This is a genomic window from Georgenia alba (genome assembly GCF_042665525.1).
Taxonomy (GTDB): Bacteria; Actinomycetota; Actinomycetes; order Actinomycetales; family Actinomycetaceae; genus Allobogoriella; species Allobogoriella alba.
In genome coordinates, this window is record NZ_JBHTCQ010000005.1 from 56336 (window position 1) to 71320 (window position 14985).

Annotated in this window: 18 protein-coding genes; 6 read left to right on the forward strand and 12 right to left on the reverse strand. The window is 73.1% G+C overall.

The annotated features are described in order from the left end of the window. Positions 1 to 15: 15 nt before the first annotated feature. Positions 16 to 1320 (forward strand): o-succinylbenzoate--CoA ligase, encoded by a 1305-nt coding sequence (gene menE / locus ACFQQL_RS17990; RefSeq protein ID WP_382396549.1) that lies wholly within the window; start codon positions 16 to 18, stop codon positions 1318 to 1320. A gap of 28 nt (positions 1321 to 1348) precedes the next feature. Next, on the forward strand, positions 1349 to 2224 hold the full coding sequence (locus ACFQQL_RS17995) for a 1,4-dihydroxy-2-naphthoate polyprenyltransferase (protein ID WP_382396550.1): 876 nt from the start codon (positions 1349 to 1351) through the stop codon (positions 2222 to 2224). Here ACFQQL_RS17995 and ACFQQL_RS18000 read toward each other — a convergent pair. Then, positions 2108 to 2533, reverse strand: coding sequence for a DUF4229 domain-containing protein (locus ACFQQL_RS18000; RefSeq protein WP_382396551.1), 426 nt, complete (start codon positions 2531 to 2533; stop codon positions 2108 to 2110). The genes ACFQQL_RS17995 and ACFQQL_RS18000 overlap by 117 nt on opposite strands. 79 nt (positions 2534 to 2612) lie before the next feature. On the opposite strand from ACFQQL_RS18000, the gene ACFQQL_RS18005 reads away from it, so the two are divergent. Continuing rightward, positions 2613 to 3017, forward strand: a complete 405-nt coding sequence (locus tag ACFQQL_RS18005; protein ID WP_382396552.1) for a PLD nuclease N-terminal domain-containing protein — start codon at positions 2613 to 2615, stop codon at positions 3015 to 3017. 42 nt (positions 3018 to 3059) lie between these two features. Here the strand turns inward: ACFQQL_RS18005 and ccsB are convergent, their stop codons facing one another. From ccsB to ACFQQL_RS18035, 6 genes are all read right to left on the reverse strand, one after another. Continuing rightward, on the reverse strand, positions 3060 to 4028 hold the full coding sequence (gene ccsB / locus ACFQQL_RS18010) for a c-type cytochrome biogenesis protein CcsB (RefSeq protein WP_382396553.1): 969 nt from the start codon (positions 4026 to 4028) through the stop codon (positions 3060 to 3062). Further along, entirely contained in the window at positions 4025 to 5728 is a 1704-nt protein-coding gene (gene resB / locus ACFQQL_RS18015) for a cytochrome c biogenesis protein ResB (RefSeq protein WP_382396554.1), read from the reverse strand. The genes ccsB and resB overlap by 4 nt, the downstream gene beginning before the upstream one ends. 2 nt (positions 5729 to 5730) lie before the next feature. Continuing rightward, entirely contained in the window at positions 5731 to 6492 is a 762-nt protein-coding gene (locus ACFQQL_RS18020) for a cytochrome c biogenesis CcdA family protein (RefSeq protein WP_382396555.1), read from the reverse strand. A 6-nt stretch (positions 6493 to 6498) separates the two neighbouring features. Beyond that, positions 6499 to 7077 carry a TlpA family protein disulfide reductase gene (locus tag ACFQQL_RS18025; RefSeq protein WP_382396556.1) on the reverse strand — a complete coding sequence of 193 codons (579 nt, stop codon included), beginning with the start codon at positions 7075 to 7077 and terminating at the stop codon, positions 6499 to 6501. Beyond that, positions 7074 to 7778, reverse strand: coding sequence for a histidine phosphatase family protein (locus ACFQQL_RS18030; protein WP_382396557.1), 705 nt, complete (start codon positions 7776 to 7778; stop codon positions 7074 to 7076). The genes ACFQQL_RS18025 and ACFQQL_RS18030 overlap by 4 nt, the downstream gene beginning before the upstream one ends. A gap of 65 nt (positions 7779 to 7843) precedes the next feature. Beyond that, on the reverse strand, positions 7844 to 8320 hold the full coding sequence (locus ACFQQL_RS18035) for a MarR family winged helix-turn-helix transcriptional regulator (protein WP_382396558.1): 477 nt from the start codon (positions 8318 to 8320) through the stop codon (positions 7844 to 7846). Positions 8321 to 8483: 163 nt separating this feature from the next. On the opposite strand from ACFQQL_RS18035, the gene ACFQQL_RS18040 reads away from it, so the two are divergent. Beyond that, a complete protein-coding gene (locus ACFQQL_RS18040; RefSeq protein ID WP_382396559.1) occupies positions 8484 to 9059 on the forward strand; it encodes a YceI family protein in 576 nt (191 codons plus the stop codon). 74 nt (positions 9060 to 9133) lie between these two features. Here the strand turns inward: ACFQQL_RS18040 and ACFQQL_RS18045 are convergent, their stop codons facing one another. The 4 genes from ACFQQL_RS18045 to ACFQQL_RS18060 form a co-directional block, all read right to left on the reverse strand. Continuing rightward, positions 9134 to 9394 (reverse strand): glutaredoxin family protein, encoded by a 261-nt coding sequence (locus ACFQQL_RS18045; protein ID WP_382396560.1) that lies wholly within the window; start codon positions 9392 to 9394, stop codon positions 9134 to 9136. Positions 9395 to 9474: 80 nt separating this feature from the next. Further along, positions 9475 to 9573: a 30S ribosomal protein bS22 gene (locus ACFQQL_RS18050; RefSeq protein WP_005504750.1), complete on the reverse strand. Its 99-nt coding sequence runs from the start codon at positions 9571 to 9573 to the stop codon at positions 9475 to 9477. A 90-nt stretch (positions 9574 to 9663) separates the two neighbouring features. Next, the gene (locus ACFQQL_RS18055) at positions 9664 to 9873 is read right to left on the reverse strand and encodes a helix-turn-helix domain-containing protein (RefSeq protein ID WP_382396561.1); all 210 of its coding nucleotides are present in this window, start codon (positions 9871 to 9873) and stop codon (positions 9664 to 9666) included. Positions 9874 to 9998: 125 nt separating this feature from the next. Next, positions 9999 to 11183 (reverse strand): acetoin utilization protein AcuC, encoded by a 1185-nt coding sequence (locus tag ACFQQL_RS18060; RefSeq protein WP_382396562.1) that lies wholly within the window; start codon positions 11181 to 11183, stop codon positions 9999 to 10001. On the opposite strand from ACFQQL_RS18060, the gene ACFQQL_RS18065 reads away from it, so the two are divergent. Continuing rightward, the gene (locus ACFQQL_RS18065; RefSeq protein ID WP_465254078.1) at positions 11182 to 12789 is read left to right on the forward strand and encodes a TrkH family potassium uptake protein; all 1608 of its coding nucleotides are present in this window, start codon (positions 11182 to 11184) and stop codon (positions 12787 to 12789) included. The genes ACFQQL_RS18060 and ACFQQL_RS18065 overlap by 2 nt on opposite strands. A 27-nt stretch (positions 12790 to 12816) precedes the next feature. Further along, positions 12817 to 13485: a potassium channel family protein gene (locus ACFQQL_RS18070; protein ID WP_382396564.1), complete on the forward strand. Its 669-nt coding sequence runs from the start codon at positions 12817 to 12819 to the stop codon at positions 13483 to 13485. Positions 13486 to 13498: 13 nt separating this feature from the next. Here the strand turns inward: ACFQQL_RS18070 and ACFQQL_RS18075 are convergent, their stop codons facing one another. Further along, the gene (locus tag ACFQQL_RS18075) at positions 13499 to 14539 is read right to left on the reverse strand and encodes a substrate-binding domain-containing protein (RefSeq protein WP_382396565.1); all 1041 of its coding nucleotides are present in this window, start codon (positions 14537 to 14539) and stop codon (positions 13499 to 13501) included. Positions 14540 to 14985: the final 446 nt, after the last annotated feature.

Sequence of the window (14985 nt, forward strand, 5' to 3'; positions counted from 1 at the left end):
ACCTAGGGTGAGTGTGTGAGCACCGGTCCCGGCGTGGGGCGTCCCTTCGCCCCGAGCCTGCTGCCCCTGCGAGGCGGCACGCGTCCCGACGACGTCGCGGCCCTGCGCGCAGCGGTGCACGGGACACTCCTGGAGGGCCGCCGGGACGCCGTGCTGCTTCCTCACGGCCCCGACCTCGACGGAGGGCGCGCCGTGCGCACGACGACCTCGCGGCTGCGGGGGCCGCTGCCCGCCGGCACCGTGGTCGTCCTGCAGACCTCGGGGTCGACGACCGGGACCGGTCATCTCGTCGCGCTCACGGCCGAGTCCCTGGTGGCCGGGGCCCGGGCGACGGAGGAGCGGCTCCAGGGACCGGGCCGCTGGGTCCTCGCCGTGCCCGCCCACCACGTCGCCGGTTTCCAGCTGCTGGTCCGGTCCGTGGTCGCCGGAACCGACCCGGTGGTCGTGGACACCGGGGCCGGGTTCGAGCCGGCGGCACTCGCGGCGGCGGTCTCCGAGATGGACGACGCCGTCCCCGGCTACCTCTCGCTGGTGCCCACCCAGCTGGTGCGTGTGCTGCAGGCCGGCGAGGGCGCGATCGCCCCGCTGCGACGGTTGTCGGCCGTCCTCGTCGGCGGCGCGGCGAGCTCGCCGCGGATGCTCGCGGACGCCCGCGCCGCCGGGCTCCGGGTGCGCACCACGTACGGGATGACCGAGACGGGGGGCGGCTGCGTCTACGACGGGCGTCCCTTGCCGGGCGTCCGGCTCCGGCTGGGCGAGGCGGGACGGGTGGAGATCGCCGGCCCGGTGCTGGCCGCGGGATACCTGGATGACCCGGCGTCCGACGCCTTCGTCGTCGACGACGGGGTGCGGTGGCTGCGGACGCGTGACCGCGGGGCCCTCGAGGAGGAGCACGGCGAGCTGCGGCTACGCGTGCTGGGCCGGATCGACGAGGTCATCACCACCGGCGGGGTGAAGGTCTCGCCCGGCCCGGTCGAGCAGGTCCTGGCGTCTCACCCCGGGGTCGCCGAGGCCTGCGTCGTCGGTGTGCCGGACCCGGAGTGGGGCGAGCTGCTCACGGCGGTGGTGGTGCCCACCGGACCGACGGTTCCCGCGCTGGCCACCCTGCGCGACCTCGTCGGCCGTGAGCTCGGAGGCCCGGCGGCGCCGCGCGCGCTGGTGGTGGTGGACGCGCTGCCGCTGCGCGGGCCCGGCAAGACGGACCGGCACGGGGTCGCACGCCACGCGGCGGACGCCCTCACGGGATCGGTCACCGTCCGGGGGGTCGAGAGGCACGGCCGGACGGTGTCCGGGACCGGCCGCCCGACCGGCATATCCTGAGGCGTCCCCCGCACGACCCCGGAGCACCATGCCGACCCTCTCCGACTGGATCGCGGGTGCGCGCCTGCGCACCCTGCCGGCTGCGATCGCTCCCGTGGCGGTGGGTACCGGCGCCGCCGTCGGCGCCGCTGCGGCCTCGGTGCCGCGGGCGCTGCTCGCGCTCGGCGTCGCGGTCGCGCTGCAGATCGGCGTCAACTATGCGAACGACTACTCCGACGGCGTGCGGGGGACGGACGACGTCCGCACCGGGCCCGCGCGGCTGACCGGGGGCGGCATCGCCGCGCCGGAGGCGGTGCGCGGCGCCGCGTTCGCCGCGTTCGGCGTCGCCGGCGCGCTGGGCCTGGTCCTGGTGATGCTCGCGGGGGCCTGGTGGCTGCTGGCCGTCGGCGTCCTGGCCGTGCTCGCCGCCTGGTACTACACCGGCGGGCGGCGCCCGTACGGGTACCTCGGCCTCGGCGAGGTGTTCGTCTTCGTCTTCTTCGGGCTCGTCGCGACGCTGGGCACCGCCTACACGCAGTCGCCCGGCGCGGCGCAGACCTGGACCGTCTGGGCGGGTGCCGCGGGGACCGGCACGCTCAGCTGCGCCCTGCTGATGATCAACAACGTGCGCGACGCCCGCACCGACGCAGGCGTCGGGAAGCGCACCCTTGCGGTGCGTCTGGGTGACCGCCGCGCGCGGCTGGCCTACGTCGCGATGCTCGTGGTGCCGGTGCTGCTGGGGCTCGCGTGCGCCGCCGTGCGGCCCTGGTCGCTGCTGGTGCTGCTGCTCGTGCCGTGGGTGGTGCGGCTAGCCCGCGTCGTCCTGTCGGGGGCGGTCGGGCGAGACCTCGTCGCGGTCCTCGGCGGAACCGGACGGGTCGGGCTCCTCTACGGTCTCCTGCTCGGTGCCGGGCTCGCCCTCTGAGTCGACCGGGCGGGCCGCACCGGACCTGGCCGTGGGCCGGTCCTCGGCATCCAGCGCCGCGTCCTCGTAGGCGGCGTCCTCCTCGACGTCGTCGGAGAAGGTCGGCCGCTCGGAGCGGAGCGGGTCGTACTGGGCGAGCACCTCGGCCGCGCCGGCGTGCTGGCGGCGCAGCGCGAGGAACGACACGAGCGCACCGAGCACGATCGCCACGGCCCACAGCAGCCAGGACCGCATGCCCAGGAGGTAGAGGATCCCGGCGCACGCCAGGACGATCCCGACGCGCAGCAGGGTGTAGAGGGCCAGTCGCACCCGGTCAGGGTAGGCGCTCGCGGACCCGCGCCGCCGGTACCGTCCCGCACGACGGCCGCGGGCGACCTACCCTGAGGACATGATCCGCGTCGTGTCCGCCCTCCTCGTCGTCGCGATGGTCGTCTATGCGCTCATCGACTGCTCGCGCACGCCGGACGAGGAGATGCCCGCCAGGATCCCGAAGATCGTCTGGGTGGTGCTCATCGTGGTCTTCCCCGGCATCGGGGCGCTGGCATGGATCGTCGTCAGCCGCGCCTCGCGCGCGTCCAGCGCCTCGGCGGGGCGACCGGGGTTGTGGAGCGGCCCGCAGCGTCCGGCACGACCGCGTCGTCGCGGCCCCGTCGCCCCCGACGACGATCCCGAGTTCCTCGAGCGCCTGGAGCGCGAGCGGCGCCGACGGAACGCCGAGGAGCGGGAGCAGCGCCGCAGCGAGGAACCCGACGACGGCACGAACGCCGACGACTCGACGACCGGCCGCACCTGACCGCCCCACCCGGCGGCGTGCCGGTGGCAGTGGTGCCCGCGGTCAGCCCAGGCCGCTGTAGGAGTGCAGGCTGTCGAAGAGCAGGTTGACCAGGAAGTAGTTCGCGAGCACGCAGACGAACCCGAGGATGGACAGGTATGCGGCGCGGCGCCCCTCCCAGCCGCGGGTGGCCCGGGAGTGCAGGTACGCGGCGTACACCGCCCAGACGATGAAGGACCAGGTCTCCTTGGGGTCCCAGCCCCACGGACGGCCCCAGGCGTGCTCGGCCCAGATGGCGCCGGCGACGATCGTGAAGGTCCACAGCATGAAGCCGACGGCGTTGAGCCGGAAGGCGAGCCGCTCCAGCTCCGTGGACGGCGGCATCGCGCGCAGCAGCCTCGAGGCCCGACCTGTCCCCGCCCCGCGCGGGGTCGTCGCCTTGGCCGCCGGAGCGCCCGCCGTGACGAGCTCCGGCTCCCGCTCGGCGGCGTGCTCGGCCTCCCGCTGCACGGCCCGGAGCTCGGCCCGCTCCTGCACGAGCTGGAGGCTGGAGAGAACGGCCGCCACGGTCAGGACGCCGGTGGCGATGGTGGCGATCGAGACGTGTATGACGAGCCAGTAGCTGTCCAGCGCCGGCTGGACGCCGTCGGCGCGGACGAAGAGCACGGAGACCGCGACGCCGAGCAGCAGCAGTACCGGGCCCACGACGAAGGTCCCCAGGAAGCGCATGTCGCGCCCGCGCTGGAGCCCCAGGAAGATCCCGACCGCGACGAGGGTGGCCAGGATGGAGAACTCGTACATGTTGGCCCACGGCACGCGGCCGGCCGCGATCCCACGGGTGATGACACCGGCGAGGTGCAGCACGACGCCGAGCTTCGTGGTGGTCATCGCGATGCCGAGCGCCTTGCGGCGGGCCTCGGGCGCGCGGGTGCGCAGCCCGGAGAGGTCGGCGGCGAAGGCGACCAGCGCGACGGCGTAGGCGGCCATGGCGCCGTAGACGAGCAGGGTGCTGAGCTGTCCGAGGTCGGTCATCGGGAGGATCCCTTCCTTGCCGTCGCACGCGATCGCGACGGCGGACGTGCCGTTGCCGGCACTGGGTCATTCTGCACGGGTGTACCGGCCGCCTCCACCACGCGGGCGAGGTCCCGGGACAAGCCCGGGTCGTCCCCACGGGCGAGGCCGGCCGAGGTGAGGCGCGTGCCGCCGTCGTCCGCGGGCTCGAGCCGGACCCACAGCCGGCGCCGGGGCAGGAACAGCGACGCGAACAGGCCGAGCATCGCCGCCACGGAGGACCCGAGGAGGTAGGGCAGCGACGGGTCGTACCGCAGGTCCAGGGCGGCGAACCGCGGCAGCCCCTCCCAGGAGACGGACCCGAGGCCCTCGGGGAGGTCGACGGTCTCACCGGGCCGGATGAACAGGGTCACGGGCCGCTGGCCGGTCGCGGCGGACCCGGCCGTGCCGTCGGGCTGCTCCTCGTACACCTGCCGCATCCGGTCGGTGTCGAGGACGTAGACGTTCTGGGGGCGCCCTTCGTCGAGCCCGAGGTCCCCGGCCCACAGGGTGAGCACGAGCAGCGGCGCGTTGGGCTGCGGGTGGATCGAGCGGGCGCCCGAGCCGTCGGGCTCGACGACTGCGGTCGGCAGGAGGGCACCGGTCAGGCCGAGCTGCTCCTGGCCGGGGCTGACGTCGGGCACCTTGACGACACCCCGGGAGGTGTAGACGAAGTCGTCCGGGAGGAACGGCACGGCGCCGGAGAACGCGATCTCGCCGGCACCGTCCCGCACCGTCAGCCGGGGTGCGTACCCGTTCCCGGAGAGGTAGACGTTCGCGCCGCCGGCGTTCATCGGGTGGTTGACCTCGATGGTCTCCTGCCGGGTGCTGCCGTCGGGCTCGATGACGGAGACGTCGGCCGCGAACTCGCGCGCCTGGGCGTCGACGGTGAACTGGGAGCTGAAGCGATCGAGCGTGAAGGTGAACGGCTGCAGATCCCCGGAGTCGAACAGCGTCCCGGGGTCGAAGGAGTCGTAGTCGACGACGGAGTTCGCGAACGACTCGCCCTCGACCACGACCGCCTGCCCGCGGTAGCTGTACAGCTGGCCGGCGGCGAGGGCGAGGAGGATGCCGATGAGCGAGAGGTGGAAGACGATGTTCCCGGTCTCCCGCAGGTATCCCCGCTCGGCGGTGATGCCGTCCGGTGTCGACAAGGCCCGGTACCTGCCCCGCAGGCTGCGCAGCACCGCCGCCTCGACCCGGTCCGGAGACTCGCGCAGGGTGCGGTCCGCACGCACGGCGAACCGGTCGAACCGGCGCGGCACGCGCGGCGGTGCGGACCGCATGGCGCGCCAGTGCACGGCGACGCGCGGCACGATGCAACCCGCCAGGGACGTGAAGAGCAGCAGGTAGACCGCCGCGAACCACGGCGAGGAGTACACGTCGAAGAACCCGAGGCGTTCCAGCCACGGCGCCACCACCGGGTGCTCCGCGCGGTAGTCGGCCACGGCGGTCGGGTCCTGCGGGAGCTGCGGGATGAAGGAGCCGGGCAGGGCGGCGACGGCGAGCAGCAGGAGCAGCATGAGCGCGACCCGCATGCTCGTCAGCTGTCGCCACATCCAGCGCAGCCAGCCGGTGATGCCCAGCCGGGGCTGCACGACGGCCGCGTCGCGCGCCTCCCCCTGACCGGCCTTGGAGCTGAGGTTGGTGGGGTCGGACGAGCTCCGCTCCTGATCCGCCACGCTCACACCACCGTCTCGAAGTCGCTGATGCGCTGCTGCAGGGCGCCGGACAGCTCCGCCCACAGCCCCGTCACGAGCGCGAGCCCGAGCAGGACCAGGAGCCCGCCACCGAGCAGCTGGATGGTGCGCCGGTGCCGCCGCAGGAAGCCGATGACGCGGGTCGAGGTCGAGAACAGCATCGCGAGCACCACGAACGGCACGCCGAGCCCGAGGCAGTACACGGCCGTCAGCACGAGTCCGCGCCCGGCGTCCGCGCCCTGGAGGGCGAGGGTGAGGACGGCGCCGAGGGTCGGGCCGATGCACGGTGCCCAGCCGAGCCCGAACACCACGCCGAGCAGCGGGGCGCCCACCAGCCCGGCACGCGGCGCCAGGTGAGGGCGGCGCTCGGTCTGCAGGAACGGCACGTACCCCATGAAGGCCAGACCCATGAGGACGACGAGGACGCCGAGGACCCGCAGCACCACGTCCATCCACTGCTGCAGCGCGACGCCGACCAGGGAGAACGCGACGCCCAGCAGCACGAACACGGCGGAGAAGCCGACGACGAACAGCACCACGCCCGCGAGCAGCCGACCGTTGCCGCGGCCGGCGGCCGGGGCGGCGCCGGTCATGCCGCCGAGGTAGCCGACGTACCCGGGCAGCAGGGGCAGGACGCACGGCGACGCGAAGGACACCAGGCCGGCGATCGCGGCGACCGGGATCGCGGCCAGCATCGACCCGTCGAGCACGGTCCGCTCGAAGGTCGCGGCGAGCTGCTCCCACACGGTGGCTCAGGCCTCCTCGGCGAGGACGTCGTCGATGAGGCCGCGCAGGATCGTCGGGTCGGCCTGGCCGAGGATGCGGGCCGCGACCCGGCCCTCGCGGTCCAGGACCACGGTCGAGGGCATGGCCTGCAGCGGCACCGCACCCTCGAACGCGGCGACGGCACGTGCCCCCTGGTCGTGCAGCGAGGGGTAGGGCACCTCGAAGGTGCGCTCGAAGGCCTGGGCGGCTCCGGCGTCGTCCCGCGGGTTGACCCCGAGCAGGCGGACGCCCCGCTCGGCGTAGTCGTCGTGGACCGCCGCCAGGTCGGGCGCCTCGGCGCGGCACGGCGGGCAGGCGGCGTACCAGAAGTTCAGGACGACGACGTCGCCACGCCAGTCGGCAAGGTCCAGGTCGGTGCCGTCGTACGTCGTGCCGGCGTGCTCCACGGGCTCGCCGCGGTCGGCCGCGTCCCAGGTGGTGAAGGACCCGTCGCCGGCCTCGTACCCGGAGTCCACGGCGCTGTCGCCACCCGGAGAGCTACCGCCCGGGGCGCACCCGGCGATCAGGAGGACAGCACCGAGAGCGGCGAGGAGCCGACGCGTCACGCCGTCTCTCCGTCGGGACGCGCGGAGGTGACGGTGGCCGGCAGCTCGGCGGGCGAGGTCCCGGGGACCATGTCCCGCGCCCCGACGAGCAGGTCGCCGGCAGGCTCCCAGTACTCCACGCCCGTCAGGCGCGTGCCGGCGAAGGTCAGCGACGTCAACGACGCCAGCGAGCACTCGCGACGGCGTGGGTCGTGCGCGAGCGGGCGTCCCTCGAGGTGGCGGCGAGTGACCCAGATCGGCAGCTGGTGGCTGACCAGGACGGCCTCGCCGCCCCCCACGCGCGGCAGGACGGCGGCGACGGCGTCACGGATCCGGCGGACCTGCTCGCGGTAGGGCTCGCCCCAGCTCGGCCGGAGCGGGTTGACGTACGCCGCCCAGTGCACCGGCCGCGCGAGCTCCCACCGGTTGGTGGACACGCGGAGACCCTCGAAGTGGTTCTCCGCCTCGATCAGACGCGGGTCGGTCTCGACCTCGAGACCGTAGGCCTGCGCCGTCGCCGCCGCGGTCTGCTGGGCGCGCAGCAGCGGCGACGCCACGACCGCGCGGACGTCGTGGCCCCCGGTGTGCAGGGTGACCGCCACCCGGGCGGCCATCTGCTGTCCCCGATCGGAGAGGCCGTAGCCGGACAGCCGCCCGTACAGGACGCCGTCGGGATTGTGGACCTCACCGTGCCGCACGAGGTGGACCGTGGTGCGCTGCATGGGTCCAGTGTCGCAAACGCGCCCACGGGCCCGGCCGCCCCGAGGGTGGCTGTGAGGACGTTCACCTACATCGGGCAGGCGATGTCCTCGCCGTCGGCGAGCACCGACATGATCTCCCCGAGCTGCCGGAGCTGTTCCGCGGTGAGCCGGTCGACGAGCCTCGCGCGCACGGAGGCGACGTGCCCCGGTGCCGCGCCGGCGAGCCGGGCCATGCCGGCGTCCGTGAGGGTGGCGGTGACGCCGCGGCCGTCCTCCTCGCAGCGGCGCCGCTCGACGTATCCCCCGGCCTCCAGCCGCCGCACCTCGTGCGTCAGCCGGGAACGGGAGTGGACCAGGTCCTCCGCGAGGACCGACATCCGCAGCGTGCGCCCCTCCGCCTCCGAGAGGCGCACGAGCACCTCATACTCGCTGAGCGAGAGCCCGGCGGACTCCTCGAGGTCGCGGTTCAGGTGCTCGAGGAGGCTCTGGTTGCCGCGCAGGTAGTTCCGCCAGGCACGCTGCTGCTCCTCGTCGAGCCACTGCACCTCGGCCTGTACCGCCATCGTCGTCCCTCCGCTCTCGCGCCCACGCCCATCGTGCCCCGTGACGTGCCGCACCGTCCCCGGTTTCTCGCACACCTTGCGCCATCGATCCGGTCGCAGTATATAGTTAAATCGTCAACTACCTCCGCCGGTTGCGGCGGACCCGACCAGGAGGGACGCCACCATGACCACCATCACCACGGGCACGTACGAGATCGACGCGAGCCACACCGAGATCGGCTTCTCGGTCCGGCACGCCGGCATCTCCAAGGTGCGGGGCAAGTTCGCGTCGTTCTCCGGCACCATCACCGTGGCCGAGTCCTTCACCGACTCCTCGGTGCAGGTCACGATCGACTCCGCCTCGGTGGACACCGGCGACGAGAAGCGCGACGGGCACCTGCGCTCGCCCGACTTCTGGGACGCCGAGAACAAGCCGGAGTGGACCTTCGTCTCCACCGGCATCTCCGGAGACCCGGAGGAGTTCACCGTCTCCGGCGACCTCACCATCAACGGCGTCACCCGGCCGGTCGAGCTGGCGGCCGAGTTCAACGGGTCCGTCGTGGACCCGTTCGGGTTCCAGCGCATCGGCTTCAGCGCCCAGACGACGATCTCCCGCAAGGACTTCGACCTGACCTGGAACGCCCCGATCGAGGCCGGCGGCGTGCTGGTCGGTGACAAGGTCACCATCACCCTCGACGTCGAGGCCACTCCGGCGACGACGGACGCGGACGCCGCGGCCGAGGCCGAGGCCAACGCCTGAGACGTACCCGACACAGCGAACGACGGCGGCACGGGATGTGCCGCCGTCGTTCGTCTCTGCGCTCGTCTCTGCGCTCAGGAGGCGAGCGCCGCCTTGACCCGCTCCGCCTCGATCCGCCAGTAGCCCTGCTGGACGCCGTCGACGGTGACGACCGGTACGAGCTCCCCGTACCGGGCCCGGAGGTCGTCGTCCGTGTCGACGTCTACCTCCACGAACTCCTCGCCCGTCTCCCGGCGGACGCGCTCCAGCACGCCACGGGCCCGTCCGCACAGGTGGCATCCCTCGCGGCCGTAGAGGACGACGCGTGCGGCGGGCGGTTCGACGGCGGTACCCATGACGTCGAGCCTACGCGGAGAACGACGAAGGCCCGGCGATGCGGCCGGGCCTCACGTCCAGCGCCTCGCGGGCGCCTCGCTCACTTCTTGTTGCGACGCTGGTGACGGGTCTTGCGAAGCAGCTTGCGGTGCTTCTTCTTCGACATGCGCTTGCGGCGCTTCTTGATGACAGAGCCCATAGGGGACCTCGCTGGATGGTCGGGACGAACATGAGCGCGCGGGCACTCACCCGCGCGCCGAACTCCAGGAGTCTACCTGTCTGCAGCGCCCTACCGCGCCGCTGCGCCCCACTCGTCGCCCAGACCCTCGGAGATGAGCTTCTCGACCGCGGCCTCGGGCACCCGGAAGGAACGGCCCATGCGGACGGCGGGGAGCTCACCGGCGTGCACCATGCGGTACACCGTCATCTTGGACACCCGCATCAGCTCGGCGACCTCGGCGACGGTGAGAAACCGTGGCGCTCCCAGCTGGTCGGCCATCTCCACCCGTTCTCTTCGTAGCCGCTCCCCCGCCGGCGGCCCGGACGCATGACGCAATATAGGGGTATCCGGCCTCTTTCCGAAATGCCTGGTCTCGAACAGCGGGCCCGCGGGCCGGTTCGCGATCAGTCCAGGACCGGGTCCAGACCGTGCCAGGGGAAGACCGCCTGGCGGGTCGCCATGATGGCCCGGTCGACCGCGTCGTCGGGGTTGTAGCCGTCGGCGAAACGCGCGAAGTCGGAGGCTCCGCCGTCGGACATCGTGGCGGGGACGGCGACGTCGGCGGACTCGGTGACGAGCCGCTGCCAGGCGGCGGGCACGGGCGCCTGGGGGTCGATCGGCGCACCGGCGACCACGGCCGCCAGGTGGGTCCAGGCGCGGGGCACGACGTTCACCACGTCGTACCCGCCGCCGCCGGTGGCGAGCCACCGTCCCCCGGCCTCCGCGTCGGCGAGGTCGGACATGAGCAGTGCCGCGCGCCGCTGGGCGTCCACCGAGACCTCGAGCTCGGTGAGCGGGTCGCGACCGTGGCTGTCGCAGCCGTGCTGGGTGACCAGGACGTCCGGCGCATGAGCGCGCACCAGCGGCAGGGCCACCGCCTCGACCGCCCGGAGCCATCCCGCGTCCGAGGTCCCGGCCGGGAGCGCCACGTTCGCCGCGGCCCCCCGCGCGGAGGAGGCGCCGACGTCCTGCGGGTAGCCGGTGCCGGGGAACAGGGTGTGCGGGTGCTGGTGCACCGAGACCGTCAGCACGCGGTCGTCGTCCCAGAATGCGCGCTCGACGCCGTCGCCGTGGTGCGCGTCGAGGTCGACGTAGGCGACCCGCCGGGCGCCGGCCTCCAGGAGCCAGGAGATCGCGATGGCGACGTCGTTGTAGACGCAGAAGCCGGAAGCACGCGCGGGCATGGCGTGGTGCAGGCCGCCGGCCAGGCTGAACGCGCGGGTCCCGCCGTCGGCCTGCCACACGCTCCGGGCCCCCTCGAGGGTCGCGCCGACCACGCGTGCCGAGGCGCTGTGCACCTGCGGGAAGGCCGGGTTGTCCGGGGTGCCGAGACCGAAGTCACCGTCCGCGACGGTGCCGCCCTGCTCGAGGTCGCGGACGGCCGCGACGTACTCCGGGGTGTGCACCCGCAGGAGCTCGCTGTCGGGCGCCGGGCCGGCGGCGCGGACCTCGACGCCCGGCAGGTCGAGCACCCCCATGGCGCGCAGCATCTCGACGGTCAGGACCAGGCGCACCGGCGCCATCGGGTGACCGGAGCCGAAGTCGTACGCCACGAGCTCGTCGGACCAGACGATCACGGCGGTGGACATGGACCCCCACCGTAGTCGTCGCGCGGGACACCTTCGCCCAGGACAGCTTCGCCCGACCCACCAGGGCCGACGCCCGCGCGAGCGGCCCGGGCTGTGCCACAGTGGGCACGGTCTTGCGGAACGCCGGCCCGGTCGGGGGCCACCCGCCGCGGGCCACGACACGGGAGGGTTGGTGGCACAGGCACCGGCGACGCGAGACGGCGTCAGGTGGGGCGCCCTGTCCGGCCCGCTCTGGCGGGCCCGGGACTGGGTGGACGATGTCGCCCGGCGGTCGCCGGCGCGCCTCGCGCTCCTCGTGTTCGCGGCGATCATCGCCGTCGTCACCGCGCTGCTCTCGCTGCCGGTCGCGACCGCGTCGGGGCAGCGCGCCCCGTTCGCCGACGCCCTGTTCACCGCGGTCTCGGCGGTGTGCGTCACCGGTCTGGTCACGGTCGACACGGCGACCTACTGGTCGGGGTTCGGCCAGGTGGTCATCCTCGTCGGGATCAAGATCGGCGGCCTCGGCGTGATGACCCTCGCCTCCATCCTCGGCCTGGCGGTCTCCCGACGGATCGGGCTGACGCAGAAGATGCTCGCCGCCACGGAGACCAAGACCACCCGGCTGGGCGAGGTCGGCACGCTCATCCGGGCCGTCGTCGTCGCCTCGCTCGTCATCGAGGCGGTCCTGACGCTCATCCTGTTCCCGCGCTTCCTCACCATCGGAGAGTCGATCGGCTCCGCCCTGTGGCACGGCTTCTTCATGTCGCTGAGCATCTTCAACAACGCCGGCTTCGTGGTCCTGCCTGACGGGCTCACCCCGTTCGTCGGCGACTGGTGGTTCTGCCTGCCGCTGATCGTCGGCACGGCTGTGGGCGCGATCGGGTTCCCGGTCATCCTCGACATCTCTCGCAGCGTGCGGAACCGCCGCTACGGGCAGCGTGCGGTGTGGCGCCGATGGTCGCTGCACACCAAGCTGAGCCTGGTCACGTACGCGGCGCTGGCCGCCGCCACCGCCGTCGCGATCGCCGTGATGGAGTGGACCAACCCCGACACGTTCGGGCCACTCGCGGTCCACGAGCGGATCCTGGCGAGCCTGGTGCAGTCGGTGAACCCCCGCTCCTCCGGACTGGCGACCATCGACGTGGGCGAGATGCGTGAGGCGAGCTGGTTCGTCACCGACGCGCTGATGTTCGTCGGCGGCGGATCCGCCTCGACGGCGGGCGGCATCAAGGTCTCGACCTTCGCCGTGCTGGTCCTGGCGATCGTCGCCGAAGCCCGCGGCGACCGGGACATCGAGGCCTTCGGCCGCCGGATCGGCTCCACCACGGTCCGGCTGGCCGTCTCGGTCGCCTTCCTCGGCGCGACACTGGTGGGCGTGGGCGCGCTGCTCCTGCTCGCGGTCACGGACTTCCACCTCGACGTGGTCCTCTTCGAGGTGATCTCCGCGTTCGCCACGGTGGGCCTGTCCACGGGGATCACGCCGGAGCTGCCGGACTCCGGCAAGTACATCCTCTCCGCGCTGATGTTCGCCGGGCGCACCGGGACGATGACCATGGCCGCGGCGCTGGCGCTGCGCCAGCGCCGCCGCGTGATACGCATGCCCAACGAACGACCCGTCATCGGCTGACCGCCGACGTGAGAGTGAGTGTGTGCCATGAGTGAGAGCCAGGTCTCCCGGGACACTGCGGTGCTGGTCATCGGCCTGGGACGCTTCGGCGCGGCCCTTGCCGCAACGCTGGAGCGACTCGGCCGTGAGGTGCTCGCCGTCGAGAAAGATCCGGACCTGGTGCAGCAGTGGTCGCACCGGCTGCCGCTCGTCGAGGCCGACGCGTCCAACGCGGACGCGCTCGAGCAGCTCGGCGCCGAGGACTTCCAGGTGGCCGTGGTCGGAGTCGGCACCTCGCTGGAGGCGTCGGTGCTCATCACCGCGAACCTCGTCGACCTGGAGATCCCGCAGATCTGGGCCAAGGCCATCAGCGCCGAGCACGGCCGGATCCTGCGCCGGATCGGCGCGCACCACGTCGTCTATCCCGAGTACGACGCCGGCGCCCGCGTGGCGCACATGGTCTCCGGCCGCATGCTCGACTACATCGAGATGGAGGACGGGTTCACCATCGTCAAGATGCGTCCGCCCCGGGAGACGCACGGGTTCACCCTGGCCGACGCGAACGTCAGGCAGAAGTACGGCGTGACGGTCATCGGGGTCAAGCCGCCGGGTGAGCCGTTCGAGTACGCGACGCCGAACACCCGGATCGGCAAGGACGACCTGCTCATCGTCAGCGGCGACTCCTCGCTCCTGGAGACGTTCGCGCACCGCCCCTGAGCCGGCACCGGGGTCATGCGGGCTGGGCCGGCACGGCCGGCGGGCCGGTGGACGCCCGGACGACGAGCGACGTCGCCAGCTCGAAGTGGTGGGTGTCGGGACGGTCCCCGTGCGCCAGCCGCAGCACCGTCCGCAGCGCCACCCGGCCCATCTCGACCATCGGCTGGCGCACCGTCGTCAGCTGCGGCGCCGTCCACTCGGCGGCGTAGGTGTCGTCGAACCCGACGATCGACAGATCCTGCGGTAGCCGCAGTCCTCGGGCGCGGGCTGCCGCCATGACCCCCAGCGCGGACGCGTCGCAGCCCGCCACGACGGCGGACGGCGGCTCCGGCAGGGACAGCAGCCGCTCCGCCATGCGCACGCCGTCCTCGTACGCGAAGCCCTCGCGCAGCACGAGCGCGTCGTCCCTGGGCACACCACGGCTCCCCAGGGCCGCGAGGTGCCCGTGCAGCCGCTGCTCAGCCGGCCGCGAGGCGACCGGACCGCCCGCGAACCCGATCCGCCGGTGCCCGAGCCCGAGCAGGTGCTCGGTGGCCTGCAAGCCACCCGACCAGTTGGTCCCGCTCACGCTCACCATCCGGTCGGTCGACGACGGATCGATGCTCACCGGGTCGATCGCCACGAGACCGAGCCCGGCCGAGGCGCACGAACGCACCTGCTGCGCGCTCATCTCGGTGGTGACCACGATGACGCCGAGGTGCCCGCGGGCCGCGACGGAGCGGAACCACGCAGGGCTCAGCGCCCCCGGCCCGGGACCGGCCGGCAGGTGCGTGACGACGACGTCGACCGCCTGCTCGATCCCCGCGGTCACGACACCGGAGAGCACCTGGGCCGAGTAGAGGTTGACGACCGCGTCGAAGAGCACGGTCACGGTCGGTGCGGCCGGTGTCCGCCGGCCGGTGGTCGGCATGTACCCGAGGGCCGCGATGACGGCCTGGACCCGTTCGCGGGTGGCTGGTCCGACGTCGTCCCGGCCGTTGATCACCTTCGAGACGGTCGCCTTGGAGACGCCCGCCTCGCGGGCGACGACCTCGAGCGTCGGCCGCGACGCCATCGCACCCCTCCTTCGGCAGCTCGCCCCTCGAAACTATTTCGCACGGGTCGAGCCGCCGTCAATGCGGTGCACGAGCGGCCCACCGGGCGACTCCGTGTCGACGAGTGGAGACTGCCGGGCAACGATGGCGAAACGTTTTCGCACCTTGGCGAACCCGACCCTGCCGGTGCTCGCGGCGTAGATGATCTGCCGGACCGGCCGCGGCTTCACCAGTAACGGACTCTTGTCACCAAATCGTTACCGTGTCACGGGCGATCGTGACTTGACGGACTATTGACAGTGCTTCGGGCGCGCAAGAACAATTCGGGGCGAGACCGTAGGGAACCCGGTCGCTCGTGCAGACGGGGATGTTCATCACCGTGGACCATCCGCGTCGTACGTCTTTCCGAGCATGCCAGCTCGCAGGGGGACGGGCCGTCGTAGGCCGCCGTGCGTCGACCGGTGCC

Excerpts from the sequence above, each read along its gene's own strand:
- ACFQQL_RS18065 (WP_465254078.1), top strand. The coding sequence starts at position 11,182 with ATGGACCCCCACCGTAGTCGTCGCGCGGGACACCTTCGCCCAGGACAG.
- ACFQQL_RS17995 (WP_382396550.1), top strand. The coding sequence starts at position 1,349 with ATGCCGACCCTCTCCGACTGGATCGCGGGTGCGCGCCTGCGCACCCTG.
- ACFQQL_RS18075 (WP_382396565.1), bottom strand. The coding sequence starts at position 14,539 with ATGGCGTCGCGGCCGACGCTCGAGGTCGTCGCCCGCGAGGCGGGCGTC.
- ACFQQL_RS18005 (WP_382396552.1), top strand. The coding sequence starts at position 2,613 with ATGATCCGCGTCGTGTCCGCCCTCCTCGTCGTCGCGATGGTCGTCTAT.
- ACFQQL_RS18040 (WP_382396559.1), top strand. The coding sequence starts at position 8,484 with ATGACCACCATCACCACGGGCACGTACGAGATCGACGCGAGCCACACC.
- ACFQQL_RS18070 (WP_382396564.1), top strand. The coding sequence starts at position 12,817 with ATGAGTGAGAGCCAGGTCTCCCGGGACACTGCGGTGCTGGTCATCGGC.
- ACFQQL_RS18050 (WP_005504750.1), bottom strand. The coding sequence starts at position 9,573 with ATGGGCTCTGTCATCAAGAAGCGCCGCAAGCGCATGTCGAAGAAGAAG.
- ACFQQL_RS18045 (WP_382396560.1), bottom strand. The coding sequence starts at position 9,394 with ATGGGTACCGCCGTCGAACCGCCCGCCGCACGCGTCGTCCTCTACGGC.
- ccsB (WP_382396553.1), bottom strand. The coding sequence starts at position 4,028 with ATGACCGACCTCGGACAGCTCAGCACCCTGCTCGTCTACGGCGCCATG.
- ACFQQL_RS18060 (WP_382396562.1), bottom strand. The coding sequence starts at position 11,183 with ATGTCCACCGCCGTGATCGTCTGGTCCGACGAGCTCGTGGCGTACGAC.
- ACFQQL_RS18030 (WP_382396557.1), bottom strand. The coding sequence starts at position 7,778 with ATGCAGCGCACCACGGTCCACCTCGTGCGGCACGGTGAGGTCCACAAT.
- ACFQQL_RS18055 (WP_382396561.1), bottom strand. The coding sequence starts at position 9,873 with ATGGCCGACCAGCTGGGAGCGCCACGGTTTCTCACCGTCGCCGAGGTC.
- ACFQQL_RS18035 (WP_382396558.1), bottom strand. The coding sequence starts at position 8,320 with ATGGCGGTACAGGCCGAGGTGCAGTGGCTCGACGAGGAGCAGCAGCGT.